The organism is Nocardia sp. No.11, from assembly GCF_038752175.1.
GTDB classification, from domain to species: Bacteria; Actinomycetota; Actinomycetes; order Mycobacteriales; family Mycobacteriaceae; genus Nocardia; species Nocardia canadensis.
Window position 1 is genome coordinate 40379 of record NZ_JBCGFB010000038.1, and the last position, 12900, is coordinate 53278.

Consider the following 12900-nt stretch of genomic DNA (forward strand, 5'->3'; position numbering starts at 1 on the left):
ACGACCCTAGGCGGGGACCACCCGGGGCGAGACCGCGCGGTCGGTGGCCAAGCGGTATCGGTGATTCGGCCTACCGAAGGTCGGGCGGCTGATCGCCCAGGCGCTGGTCGCCACGATCGCCGCCTTGACCCGCGCCGCCGGTCGCCCGCGCAGGGCACCGGACTTGGCGCGTGCCCGGCCGTCGACCAGCTGGAAGATGCCGTCCTCGCGCCCGAGACTGACATGGTTGCCGACATAGGACAGCTTGGTCGCCTTGATCTTGCGCCCGGTCAGGTCACCGATGATCGCCGCCGCCGCCTGCGCGCCGGTGAATCCCGCCGACGCGCACGACATCGGCAGGGGCAGCCCGTTCTCGCCGAGGACGAAGACGCTGTCGCCGGCCACGTACACCTCCGGGTGCGAGATCGACCGCATCTGCCGGTCGACCGTGATCCGGCCGTCGGGCTCGACCGCCAGCGCACTGGCGGCGGCGATCGGCCCGACGGCGAACCCGGCGGCCCACACGGTCGCGTCGGCGGCGAGCACGGTTCCGTCGACGGCGACGGCTCCGTGCTGTTCGACCCGCGCTATCTCGGTGTGCTCGTGGACCGTGATGCCGAACCGGTCGAAGGCGCGCCGGAGGTGCTCGTGCGCTTTCGGCCCCAGCCAGCCGCCCAGCTCACCGCTGGTGGCCAGACCGACGCGGAGCCCCGGACGGGCTTCGGCGATCTCGGTGGCCGTCTCGATCGCGGTCAGATTGCCGCCGACCACCAGGACCTGCCCGTCCTCGGTCAGTTCGTCCAAGCGGGCCCGCAGGCGCAGTGCGGACTGCCGGGCGGCTACGTGGAAGGCATGTTCGGCGACGCCGGGAACCCCGTGCTCGGCGGCGGTACTGCCGAGCGTGTAGAGCAGGGTGTCGTAGCCGAGGCGGTCGGTACCCACGTCGTCGGTGATCGTCACCGTCCGGCGGTCCACGTCGACGCCGGTCACCCGGGCCACGCGGAGCTCGATGCCGGTGCCGGCGAAGATCTCGGTCAGCGGCCGGTGCGGAAGATCGTGCCCGGCGGCGAGCTGATGCAGACGCAGCCGCTCGACGAAATCGGGTGCGGCATTGACGACGGTGATCTCGACGTCGGCGGTGTGCAGCTGACGGGCCAGATACCCGGCGGTGAAGGCCCCGGCGTAACCGGCTCCGAGGACGACGATGCGGTGCTTCATGATTGGCTCCCTGTCTGCTTCGTGTGCTCCTTGAACGAGACAGCTCCGGATTTCCTGACAGGGTCCACCAGTGGCATGGGTCACTCTCCGGGAAACGGGGCAGCACTAGGCTGAGGTCTCACCGATCTGGAAGGCTGGCACTGTGAACCGGTTGGGTAGCGCGACTTCGCCGTATCTGCGTCAGCATGCCGACAATCCGGTGCATTGGCGGGAGTGGGATGCCGATGCGCTCGCGGAAGCGGCCGAGCGGGATGTGCCGATCCTGCTGTCGATCGGCTACGCGTCGTGTCACTGGTGCCATGTGATGGCGCACGAGTCGTTCGAGGACGCGGCCACGGCCGAGCAGATGAACGCCGACTTCGTGTGCGTGAAGGTGGATCGGGAGGAACGGCCCGACCTGGACGCGGTGTACATGAACGCGACCGTCGCCATGACCGGGCAGGGCGGGTGGCCGATGACCTGCTTCCTCACCCCTGACGGCGCGCCGTTCTACTGCGGCACCTACTACCCGAAACAGCCGCGCGGCGGGATGCCGTCGTTCACCCAGCTGCTCAGCGCCATCACCGACACCTGGCGCAACCGGCGCGAGGACGTGGACAAGGCGGCCGAGCAGGTCACCGACGCGCTGCGGGCGCAGGCGACCGGGCTGCCCGACGCCGAATTCGCCGTCGTACCGGAACTTCTCGACAAGGCGGTGCTGGCGATCGCCGCCGACGAGGACCGCGAGCACGGCGGTTTCGGTGGGGCGCCGAAGTTTCCACCGTCGGCGCTGCTGGAAGGTCTGCTGCGGCACTGGGAGCGCACCGGTGATCAGGCCGTGTTCGACCTGGTCGAGCGCACCGCCGAGGCGATGGCCCGCGGCGGCATCTACGACCAGTTGCGCGGCGGCTTCTCCCGCTACTCGGTCGACGCGGGCTGGCTCATCCCGCACTTCGAGAAGATGCTCTACGACAACGCCCTGCTGCTGCGCGCCTACGCTCATCTCGCCCGCCGCGTGCCCCCGACGCCGCTGGAGTCGTTGCCGCACCGCGTGACTCGCGAGACGGTCGAATTCCTGCTCGCCGATCTCGGCACCGCGGACGGCGCGTTCGCCTCGGCGCTCGACGCCGACACCCACCTGGAACCGGGCGGCCCCGGGGTCGAGGGCGCCACCTATGTGTGGACGCCCTCGGAACTGATCGGCGACCTCGGCCCGCTCGACGGCGTCTGGGCGGCAGAGGCTTTCGGCGTCAGCACGGGCGGTAATTTCGAACAGGGCACCTCGGTGCTCACCCGCCGCAGCGATCCCGTCGACGCCGAACAGTCGGCCCGCTTCGACCGCCTGCGCACCCGGCTGCTGGAACTGCGCGCCCAGCGTCCGCAGCCCGCCCGCGACGACAAGGTGGTCACCGCCTGGAACGGCATGGTGATCACCGCGCTCGCCGAAGCCGGTGCGGCACTGGAGGAACCGTCGTGGGTGGCGGCCGCGGTCCGCTGCGCGCGCTTCCTGCTCGATATCCACCTGGTCGACGGCAGGCTGCGCCGCGCCTCGCTCGACGGCGTCGCGGGCACCCCGCCCGGCGTCCTCGAGGACTACGCCTGGCTCACCACCGGCCTGCTCGCCCTCTACCAGGCCACCGGCGAGCCCGACTGGCTCGCCGCCGCGCAGGTGTTGCTGGACAGCGCGATCGACCACTTCGCCGATCCGGAACGCCCCGGCAGCTGGTTCGACACCGCCGACGACGCCGAGACCCTCGTCGCCCGTCCGCGCGACCCGGTCGACGGCGCCACCCCGGCGGGTTCCTCGGCCCTCGCCGAAGCCCTGCTGACCGCCTCCGCCGTCGCCGAGACCGAGCGCGCCGTCCGCTACCGCGAGCTCGCCGAGCACACCCTCGCCCGCGGCGCGGTCCTGCTCGCCCGCGCCCCGCGCACCGCCGGTCACTGGCTCTCGGTCGCCGAAGCCGCGCTGCGTGGCCCCCTTCAGGTGGCGATCACCGCCACCGAGAAGTCCTCCGCCGCCACCGAACTCCTCGCGGCCGCGCGCACCTCGGCTCCCGGTGGCGCGATCGTGCTCGCCGGCCCGCCCGACTCCGCGCCGCTGCTGGCCGACCGCCCGTTGGTCGAGGACGCTCCCGCCGCCTACGTCTGCCGCGGCTCGGTCTGCGACCTGCCGGTCACCGACCCGACCGCGCTGACCGCCGCCCTGCGCGGCTGACGCCTCGGGCTACCGTCCCGGCTTGATATCGGTCCAGGTGCGGGTGCGGCCGGGGATGCCGCGCAGGCGCAGGTCCTTGTAGCGCTTCCAGCGGGCGCGCTCGGTGGCGGTCGCGGCCTGCAGGACCGCGTCGCTGACCAGGACGCGGCGGTCGACGTTCTTGGCCATGGTGGTGAGCCGGGCGGCCTCGTTGACCGCGTCGCCGATGACGGTGAACTCGAGGCGGGTGTCGGCGCCGACGTCACCGGCGAAGACCTGGCCGCGGGCGACGCCGATGCCGACGTCGAGTTCGCCGGTAGCCACGACCTCGTCGCGGATGCGGCGGGCGGCGCGCAGGGCGGGCGTGGCGTTGTCGTCGAGGGCGGAGGGGGCGCCGAAGATGCACAGGGCGGCGTCGCCGGCGAATTTGTTGACCAGGCCGCCGTTGTCCTCGGTGGCGGCCACCACGGTCGCGAGCAGCCGGTTGAGCTTGTGCACGAACTGTTCCGGCGCCATCTCGGCCGACAGCTGCACCGATCCGGTGACATCGACGAACAGCGCCGACACGATCCGCACGTCGCCGGTCAGGCCGGAACCGCCCGACAGCGCGCGTTCGGCGACGGTCGAGCCGACGTGCCTGCCGAAGATGTCCTCGGTGTGCTGCTGGTCCTGCAGGGTCGCGGCCAGCTCGTTGACGGAGTGTTCCAGCCTGCCGATCTCGCTGGCGCTGCCGACGGGCACCCGGACGTCGAGTTCGCCCCGGGTGATCCGGTCCAGCGCCCGGTACATCGTGCGCATCGGGGTGGCGACCGAGCGGGCGAGCAGCGCGGTGGCGAGTGCACCGACGGCGAGGGCGACCAGCGTGAAGATCCAGGCGGCGCGCACCCGGTCCTCGGCCGGGGTGGCCGGGTCGTTGAGCACCGTGATGATGATCAGGCCGGGCAGTGCGCTCGACACCGCCCAGGTGACCAGCACCCGCACGAGCACGGTCGAGCTCGGATGCACGGTGGGTCCGAGCACCGCGGTGATGATGGGGACGGCGGGCCGGATCAGCCGGTCCAGGATCAAGTACGTCGCGCCCGCCGATTCCAGGGCGCCCAGCGCGAATCCGGCGATCACGACCGCTTTGTTGTCGTAGTCGGTGAACCGGTCGACCAGCCAGACCGTCAGCGCGATGCCCGGGATCCACAGCACGACCGCGCGCACCGTGATCGCCGCGGGCAGCGCGATCAGGCGCCGCGCCTCCTCCGGGGTCGGCTTACGGCCGTCGTCGAGCCAGCGCAGATAGCGGCGCCGGTCGTAGATGGCCATCGCGATGCCGACACCGACGGCGAAGGTGGGATAGATGGCCAGCAGCGAGGCCGCTTCCTGCCAGTTCGGCCCGACCCGGCTGAAGACGCCGTCGGCCCAGGCGATGAGGAAGATGGCCGCGAGGCCGACGATATTGGCGGTGATGACGACCAGCGCCAGGCCCCAGTAGCTGCGCAGCGCCCAGCGGACCAGCCGGTTCATCCCGCACGCCCGGGTCCGGCGCGCCGAAACGCCCGGCTATCACGAGCTGCGCTGACGGGTGACACGAATATCGAGCATAGAAGGCTCCGCCGCGCCCACCGCGCGCACGCGCCGTTCAGCCCAGCACGACCAGCCAGATCGCGACGTAATGACACAGCGCCGCGACCACGGTGGCGGCGTGGAAGAACTCGTGATGCCCGAAGTGCGTCGGCCACGGGTTCGGCCACTTCGTCGCGTAGAGGATCGCGCCGACGCTGTAGATCACCCCGCCCACGGCCAGCAGGACCAGCGGCAAGACACCCACGTTGTGCAGCAGTTCGGGCGCCACCGGCACGATCGCCCACCCCAGCAGCAGGTACAGCGGTACCCCGACCCAGCGCGGCGCCGTCGGCCACAACAGCTTCAGCGCCACCCCGGCGAGCGCGCCCGCCCACACGATGGCCAGCAAGGTCAGCCCGGTCGACCCGGGCAGCCCGAGCAGCGCGAACGGCGTGTAGCTCCCGGCGATGAACAGGAAGATCATCGAGTGATCGGCCCGCTTCATCCGCACCCGCGCCCGCACGCTGCGCCAGGTCACCCGGTGATAGACCGCGCTGATCCCGAACAGCGCGCACACCGAGACCCCGTAGAGCAGTGTCGACCAGCCCGCGGTCGGCGACTCCCGGAACCCGAACACCACGAGCACCGTCACCGCGACAGCGGCGACCCCCACCGCCCACGTGTGAATCCACCCCCGCAGCAGCGGTTTGCCGAGCACGACCGGCTCCTCGACTCCAGCCCGCACAGCCTCCACGCATCCTCCAAGGTCTAAACCTACGGTACCGTAAGTTATCGTCCACAGTACGTCAGAACCCACCCCCACCACCACAAACGTGCCCACCCCCACAGCGATCCATGTCCCCCTCGCGACCGGCGAAATACCCGCAGAGGCGGTCCAGGCGTAGGGTGCGGGCGTGGAGTTTCTCGGTCGGGTGCGTGGTCTGCCGTACCGCATCTACGAAGCCAGGCTGTCCAAGCAGCTGGCCGACAAGCAGCATCCTCGCCATGTCGCCGTGATGTGTGACGGCAATCGCCGCTGGGCGCGCGAGAACGGGTTCACCGATGTCAGCCACGGTCATCGGGTCGGCGCGCTGAAGATCGCCGAGCTGGTCGGCTGGTGCTCGGACGAGGGCATCGAGATGGTGACCGTCTATCTGCTGTCGACGGAGAATCTGCGCCGGGATCCGGACGAGCTGGAGACGCTGTTCGAGGTCATCACCGATGTGGTGGAGGAGTTGTCGGCGCCGGAGCAGAACTGGAGCGTGCGGATCGTCGGCTCGCTGGCGGGGTTCCCCGAGCTGATCGCGAAGCGGCTGCGGGTGGCGGCCGAGCGCACGAGCGGTCGCGACGGTGTGCACGTGAATGTGGCGGTCGGGTACGGCGGGCGCCAGGAGATCACCGACGCGGTGCGTTCGCTGGTGCGCCAGGAGATCGCCGCCGGCGAGTCGGGTGAGGACCTCGTGCAGTCGATCACGGTCGACGCGATCGGGCAGCATCTCTACACCTCGGGTCAGCCGGATCCGGACCTCGTCATCAGAACCTCGGGTGAGCAGCGGCTTTCGGGATTCCTGCTGTGGCAGAGCGCCTATTCGGAGATCTGGTTCACCGAGGCGTATTGGCCGGAGTTCCGCCGGGTCGACTTCTTGCGCGCGCTGCGCGATTACGCCGCGCGGCACCGTCGCTTCGGCGTGTGAGGTCCTCGCGCTCGCGCACCACGACCAGCGGATCGACGCGGTCCGGGAGTTGTAGGAGAGTCGCCCCGATCCCCGGCGCGCGGGGGCTACGCTGCTGCGCGAGACCAGGCCCGACGATACGTGCAGGGGTGAGCTGTGGGAGTTGTGACCAAGCCGGGATCGAGTCGGCGCGCGCGGATCGCGGCGCTCGGCGCGGTGGCCAGCGCCGTGCTGCTCGTCGCGGGCTGCGGCGCCGACCGGACGGCACCGCCCCGGATCACGCCCGAGGACCAGCCACAGGCGTCGGGCGCGGTGTTCGCCTATCGCACCGAGGCCGAGCTGGCGGTGGTGCGCGGGGCCGACACCTTCCGCGCGCCGGGCAGCTTCGGCTATTCGTCGGCCGCGGTGAACTTCACCAGGAACGGCGAGTTCGCGTTCGCGGTGGAGTCGGGGTCGAAGACGCTGGTGACGGTCCGGGCCGCCGACGGGGCGGTGTCGCGGGTCGAGTGCGACTGCACCGACGCCGTCGCGGTGCGCGGCTCGGTGCTGGCGTGGTGGCGGGAACCGGGGCAGATCATGACCATGGACCTGTCCGGCACCGCGCCCCCGGCGCCGGAACAGGATGTGACACTGCCGGATTCGCCGAGTCCGCTCTCGGGCGGCTCGTGGGACGGGGCCCGGCTGGTCGCGGCGACCGACGAGTTCCTGCTGTTGGCCCGGGTCGAGTCGCGCGGCCTGTGGTGGGAGAAGAGCCACCTCTACGCGATCGGCACCGAGGCGATCCTGCCGCTGGGTCGCGTGCCCGGGCTCGACGCCAACCTGTCGGCCGCCGCCGGACCCGACGGCCATACCTTCGTGCTGGCGGGCACGACCGCACGCAGCGCGTCCTGCGGCACCGGCCACGTGGCGACCATCGACGTCCGCTCCAACGCCGTGCAGGCGCTGCCCGCGCTGCCGGGCGAGTGCTCGTCGGCCTACAGCCCGCGCTGGGGCGGCGACGGCACGATCACCGTCGCCACCAGGAAGTGGGCCGACCTGGCGGGCGCGCCGAGCGCCGTCGACCGGTTGCAGTCGGCGGCCCAGGGCTGGGCGCCGGTCGGCGAGCAGCCGGTGGTCGACATGCTGCCGCGCGCGCAGGAATCGGTGATCCAGGTCGTCGCGGGTGATCCGACGGCGGCGCGCGACACCCCACGCGGGGTGCTCGTCGTCGAAAAGGGCGGCACGCGTACCGAACTCGCCACCCAGGTGGTATCGCTGGGCGCGCCTGCCGCGACCCGAAGGTAGATCGGCCCCACGATCCGCCGCTGGCTCGACCGATCCGGGTGGCTCCGCGCCGTCACGGCCTCGGCCGTGGTGATCGACCGCGACCCCGGCGGGCGGTTCCGCCGCGCTGCCGGGTAGCGCTGGAGCGCGACGGCGACCGATTACCAGGCACGAGTCCCGGCTTCGGGAGCCGATCGAACCGCTGCGGCGTCGGGTCCGTATACCCGCGCGCCGGGCACAGTGCCCGGCCGATCGGCGCCGCACGGCGGCGCCGAGGCGGGGGAGCGCCGGAGGTAGTGATGCGGATCAGTGGGTTTCGGATGGTCGTCGCCGCGGCGGCGGTCGCGGTCTTCGGGGCGGGATGCGCGACCGCGACGCCGCAGAGGCCGCAGATCGTGACGGCGGCACCNATGCGGATCAGTGGGTTTCGGATGGTCGTCGCCGCGGCGGCGGTCGCGGTCTTCGGGGCGGGATGCGCGACCGCGACGCCGCAGAGGCCGCAGATCGTGACGGCGGCACCGCAATCGGCGCCGCTGTTCGCGGTGCGCACGACGACCGGGATGGGGATCGCCGATGCCTCCGGGATGCGCGGCGACCGGGTCGGCGACTATCGCGATTTCGGTTTCAGCCAGGACAATTCGCTGGCCTACGCGGTCGACGGGGCCGGTGTGGTGAGCGCGCTGGAGGTCGCCGAGCTGCTGGTCGCCTCGGGCCGCATCGACTGCCGGTGCGCCCGGGTGTTCCCGCTGCACGACGCGGTGGTCGGCTGGTGGCGCGACGGCGCGATCATGCAGGCCGACCTGCGCACCCCCGATCCCACTGTGCTGCGGTCGATCTCGCTGCCCACGCCGCGTGATCCGCTGGGGGAGGGCGCCGCCCTCACCGGCACCGAGCTGATCGCCCTGGACCGCGACCGCGCCGTGCTCACCCGGATCGAATCCGTCCCCGGCGCGAACTGGGGCATCAATCACCTCTATGTCGTCGACCTGAATTCCGGTGCGGTGCGGCAGTTCGGCCGCATCGCCGAGGTGAACACGCCGTTCCGGCAGGCGGCGATCGCGCCCGGCGGACGCTCGGTCGTCGTCGCGGGCTACAGCCGCGACAATGTCGCCTGCGGCACCGCCTCGGTGCACCGGCTCGATCTCGCTACCGGGACAGTGGATTCCGTGGGCCCGCCGTTCCCGTCGTGCAGCTCGATCGCCGACATCCGCGGCGACGGAACGGATGTCGTGCTGACCCGCCTGGTCTGGAACCGCGACGAACCGCAGCAGCTCGGGTCCTCGACGGTGTGGCGCTACCGCGACGGCTGGACCCAGGCCGGCGCCGACCCGGCCCTGCGCGTCCTCACCGATCCGCTCGCCGTCGAGCTGCGCCACACCGGCGCGGCGGCGCCGTTCGGCACCATCGCCGGGGACCTGACCGTCGACGGGAAGACGGTGCTGCGCGACGTGATCGAGGTGCGGGCGACGCACCGCTGATCAGAGCTTGCGCAGCCGCAACCGGTTGATGGTGTGGTCGGCGTCCTTGCGCAGCACCAGGGTCGCGCGCGGGCGGGTCGGCAGGATGTTCTCCACCAGGTTGGGCCGGTTGGTGGAGTTCCAGATGTCGCGCGCGGCCGCGGTGGCCTGCTCGTCGCTGAACCCGGCGTAGTGGTGGAAGTGCGCGTCGGGGTCGGCGAAGCCGGTCTCGCGCAGCGCGAGAAAGCGCTGCACGTACCAGTTCTCGATGTCCTCGATCCTGGCGTCGACGTAGATGGAGAAGTCGAACAGGTCCGACACCATCAGCCGCGGACCGGTCTGCAGCACGTTGAGGCCCTCGACGATGAGGATGTCGGGCTGGCGCACACAGTGCTTCTCGTCGGGCACGATGTCGTAGGACTTGTGCGAATAGACCGGCGCGCACACCTCTTCGGCGCCGGACTTCACCTCGGTGACGAACCGCAGCAGCTTGCGCCGGTCGTAGCTCTCGGGGAAACCTTTGCGGTGCATGATGCCGCGGCGGGTGAGTTCGGCGGTGGGGTAGAGGAAACCGTCGGTGGTCACCAGGTCGACCCGGGGATGGTGGTCCCAGCGGGCCAGCAGCGCCTGCAGCACACGCGCGGTGGTCGACTTGCCGACCGCGACACTGCCCGCGACGCCGATCACGAACGGCACCTGCTTGTCGGGATGCTTCTCCCCGAGGAAGGTCGCGGTGGCGGCGAACAGCCGCTGGCGGGCCGCGACCTGCAGGTGGATGAGACGGGCGAGCGGCAGGTAGACCTCGGCGACTTCCTCGAGATCGATCTGCTCGCCGAGACCACGTAGGCCGGTCAGTTCCTCCTCGGTCAGGACCAGGGGAGTCGACTTGCGCAGGGTGCGCCACTGCTTCCGGTCGAACTCCACATACGGGCTCGGCTCGCTCATCCGTGCCACCTACCCGACGCTCCGTCCGGGCGCACACGCACAGCTGGGCTGCCCGTCCAGTGAGATCCGGGATAACTCTGACCGCATGCCGCGATTGTGCTCCGTCCCGGCCGTCGGCGCGCAACAGGGGGTTTGGCTACCCGTCGGTAACGAGCGACAACACCGAGGTAGGACCCGCTTTTCCGAATTACCCCGTAAGGTCGGACGGCATGGGGTCACATCCACTCGTCACTGAATACCTGCGGCTCGGACTGGCTTTCGACCGGCTCGAAGAAGGCTTCGTCGACGCCTACACCGGCGACCCGCAGCTGCGTCGCGACATCGAGAACGCGCCGGTCCCCGACCCGGCGGAGCTGGTGAAGCGGGCCGTCGACCTGCGCGCCGGCCTGGCCGATGCGGGGCTGTCGGCACGGCGCACCGAATTCCTCGACGCCCACCTGGTCGCGATGGAGTGCTCGGCGCGCAAGTTCGCCGGGGAGGAGATCGGGTTCGTCGACGAGGTCCGCGCCTACTTCGATGTCGACATCGCGCCCGGCGACCCCGACGACTACCGCGAGGCACACCGCCGGATGGACGAGGTGCTCGGCGGGGAGGGCCCGCTGGCCGAGCGCGCCGCCGCCTACCGGCGCGGCGACGAGATCCCGCCGGACAAGCTCGCGGTCTGCGTCGAGGCGTTCTCCAGCGCGCTGCGCGAGCGGGTCCGCGAGCGCTACCCGCTGCCCGACCACGAGACCGTCACCTACGAGGTGGTCGGTGACAAGCCGTGGTCCGGATTCAACTACTACCTGGGCAACTTCCACTCCAAGGTCGCGATCAACTCCGACCTCAAGCAGCACATGGCGCACCTGCCCGCGCTCATCGCGCACGAGGCCTACCCGGGCCATCACACCGAACACTGCCGCAAGGAAGCCGGGCTGGTCGCCGCGGGCGAGGACGAACAGACGCTGTTCCTGGTCAACACCCCGCAGTGCCTGATGGCCGAGGGCCTGGCCGACCTGGCGCTGCAGTCGATCATCGGGCCGGGCTGGGGACTGTGGGCCCAGGAGATCTACGCCGACCTGGGGCTGCGCTTCGACGGTGAACGGGCCGAGCGCTTCTCGACCGCGTCGGCGAAACTGCTGAGCGTGCGCCAGGACGCGGCGCTGCTGCTGCACGATCAGCGGCGCGGCGAGGACGAGGTCGCGGCCTTCCTGCAGCGGTGGAGCCTGGCCACGCCGGAGCGGGCGCGCCAATCGCTGCGGTTCCTGTCCTCGCCGCTGTGGCGGGCCTACATCAGCACCTACGTGGAGGGCTACCGCCTGCTCGGCGGCTGGCTCGACGGCGCGGTCGACGTGCAGGATCGGGTCGAGCGGTTCGGCCGTCTGCTCGACGAGCCGCTCACCCCGGGCGCGATCCGGCGGATGCCGGTGTGAACTACAGGATGACGGCGCAGCCGCCCGGGTTGAACAGCGAGCAGATCAGGTAACTCACCTGGAGCAGCAGCGCTTCGATCGGGTTGGACGGTGCGATGGCCGGTGTCACGGGGAGGAGGTCCACGACTGTGTCATCGGTCACCGGCGGGGCGGCTGTTACGGCCGCCGGTGCTGCTCGATAGGGGTCGTCGGCGCGGCCGCAGGGCTGTGAGCTGCGTCTCCCGGGTGGCGGCTCCGTCGGTGTTGCGCTATCCCCGTGCTCGGGCGTCCGCGCGCGGCCCATAGACTGAGGGTCGTGACGCAGACGACCGCTTCGGTGAATACCCAGTCTCTCGGTGAGCTCGATCCCGAGTTGGCCGCCGCGATGGCGGGCGAGCTCGCCCGCGAACGCGACACCCTCGAGATGATCGCCTCGGAGAACTTCGTGCCGCGTGCGGTCCTGCAGGCGCAGGGTTCCGTGCTCACCAACAAGTACGCCGAGGGCTACCCGGGCCGCCGCTACTACGGCGGCTGCGAGGCCGTCGACGTGGTGGAGACCCTGGCGCGCGACCGCGCCAAGGAGCTCTTCGGCGCCGAGTTCGCCAACGTGCAGCCCCACTCCGGCGCGCAGGCCAACGCCGCGGTGCTGATGGCGCTGATGAACCCGGGCGAGACCCTGCTGGGCCTGGACCTGGCCCACGGCGGTCACCTCACCCACGGCATGCGCCTGAACTTCTCGGGCAAGCTCTACGACGTCCACTCCTACGGTGTGTCGAAGGAAGACCACCGCATCGACATGGACGAGGTGCGCGACATCGCCAAGGCGTCCAAGCCGAAGGTGATCGTGGCCGGCTGGTCGGCCTACCCGCGCCACCAGGACTTCGCCAAGTTCCGGGAGATCGCCGACGAGGTCGGCGCCTACCTGTGGGTCGACATGGCGCACTTCGCCGGTCTGGTCGCCGCCGGTCTGCACCCCTCCCCGGTCCCGTACGCCGACGTGGTGTCCTCCACCGTGCACAAGACCCTCGGCGGCCCCCGCTCCGGCCTGATCCTGGCCAAGCAGGAATTCGCCAAGAAGCTGAACTCGGCGGTCTTCCCGGGTCAGCAGGGCGGCCCGCTGATGCACGTGATCGCCGCCAAGGCCGCCGCCTTCAAGATCGCCGCGACCGAGGAGTTCAAGGACCGCCAGGTGCGCACCCTGTCCGGCTCCCGGATCCTCGCCGAGCGTCTGACCGGCGCCGACGTCAAGG

At 71.0% G+C, this 12900-nt stretch carries 10 protein-coding genes; 5 read left to right on the top strand and 5 right to left on the bottom strand.

Annotation, left to right across the window (positions count from 1 at the left end; genetic code table 11):
* Positions 1-6: 6 nt before the first annotated feature.
* On the bottom strand, positions 7-1197 hold the full coding sequence (locus V8688_RS14650; RefSeq protein ID WP_316576027.1) for an FAD-dependent oxidoreductase: 1191 nt from the start codon (positions 1195-1197) through the stop codon (positions 7-9).
* Between the two features lie 142 nt (positions 1198-1339).
* Here V8688_RS14650 and V8688_RS14655 point away from each other — a divergent pair, with 142 nt between their 5' ends.
* Positions 1340-3391 carry a thioredoxin domain-containing protein gene (locus V8688_RS14655; protein ID WP_342801024.1) on the top strand — a complete coding sequence of 684 codons (2052 nt, stop codon included), beginning with the start codon at positions 1340-1342 and terminating at the stop codon, positions 3389-3391.
* Between the two features lie 9 nt (positions 3392-3400).
* Here the strand turns inward: V8688_RS14655 and V8688_RS14660 are convergent, their stop codons facing one another.
* Both V8688_RS14660 and V8688_RS14665 read right to left on the bottom strand, forming a co-directional pair.
* Entirely contained in the window at positions 3401-4882 is a 1482-nt protein-coding gene (locus tag V8688_RS14660) for an adenylate/guanylate cyclase domain-containing protein (protein ID WP_342801025.1), read from the bottom strand.
* A gap of 115 nt (positions 4883-4997) precedes the next feature.
* Positions 4998-5666: a hemolysin III family protein gene (locus tag V8688_RS14665; protein ID WP_342801026.1), complete on the bottom strand. Its 669-nt coding sequence runs from the start codon at positions 5664-5666 to the stop codon at positions 4998-5000.
* Between the two features lie 169 nt (positions 5667-5835).
* On the opposite strand from V8688_RS14665, the gene V8688_RS14670 reads away from it, so the two are divergent.
* Positions 5836-6615 (top strand): isoprenyl transferase, encoded by a 780-nt coding sequence (locus V8688_RS14670; RefSeq protein WP_218719531.1) that lies wholly within the window; start codon positions 5836-5838, stop codon positions 6613-6615.
* A gap of 135 nt (positions 6616-6750) precedes the next feature.
* Positions 6751-7878: a hypothetical protein gene (locus tag V8688_RS14675; RefSeq protein WP_342801027.1), complete on the top strand. Its 1128-nt coding sequence runs from the start codon at positions 6751-6753 to the stop codon at positions 7876-7878.
* A gap of 1457 nt (positions 7879-9335) precedes the next feature.
* Here the strand turns inward: V8688_RS14675 and coaA are convergent.
* Positions 9336-10268 carry a type I pantothenate kinase gene (gene coaA / locus V8688_RS14680; protein WP_218719534.1) on the bottom strand — a complete coding sequence of 311 codons (933 nt, stop codon included), beginning with the start codon at positions 10266-10268 and terminating at the stop codon, positions 9336-9338.
* Between the two features lie 200 nt (positions 10269-10468).
* On the opposite strand from coaA, the gene V8688_RS14685 reads away from it, so the two are divergent.
* Entirely contained in the window at positions 10469-11671 is a 1203-nt protein-coding gene (locus V8688_RS14685) for a DUF885 domain-containing protein (protein ID WP_342801028.1), read from the top strand.
* Position 11672: 1 nt separating this feature from the next.
* On the opposite strand, the gene V8688_RS14690 is transcribed toward V8688_RS14685, so the two are convergent.
* Positions 11673-11795, bottom strand: coding sequence for a hypothetical protein (locus V8688_RS14690; RefSeq protein ID WP_255588081.1), 123 nt, complete (start codon positions 11793-11795; stop codon positions 11673-11675).
* A 171-nt stretch (positions 11796-11966) separates the two neighbouring features.
* Between V8688_RS14690 and glyA the strand changes: the two genes are divergently transcribed.
* A partial coding sequence (gene glyA, locus V8688_RS14695) for a serine hydroxymethyltransferase (protein ID WP_342801029.1) occupies positions 11967-12900 on the top strand: 934 nt, incomplete at its 3' end.

What these genes read in the sequence shown, in the direction of transcription:
- V8688_RS14660 (WP_342801025.1), bottom strand. Translation starts at nt 4,882, where the DNA reads ATGAACCGGCTGGTCCGCTGGGCGCTGCGCAGCTACTGGGGCCTGGCG.
- V8688_RS14650 (WP_316576027.1), bottom strand. Translation starts at nt 1,197, where the DNA reads ATGAAGCACCGCATCGTCGTCCTCGGAGCCGGTTACGCCGGGGCCTTC.
- V8688_RS14685 (WP_342801028.1), top strand. Translation starts at nt 10,469, where the DNA reads ATGGGGTCACATCCACTCGTCACTGAATACCTGCGGCTCGGACTGGCT.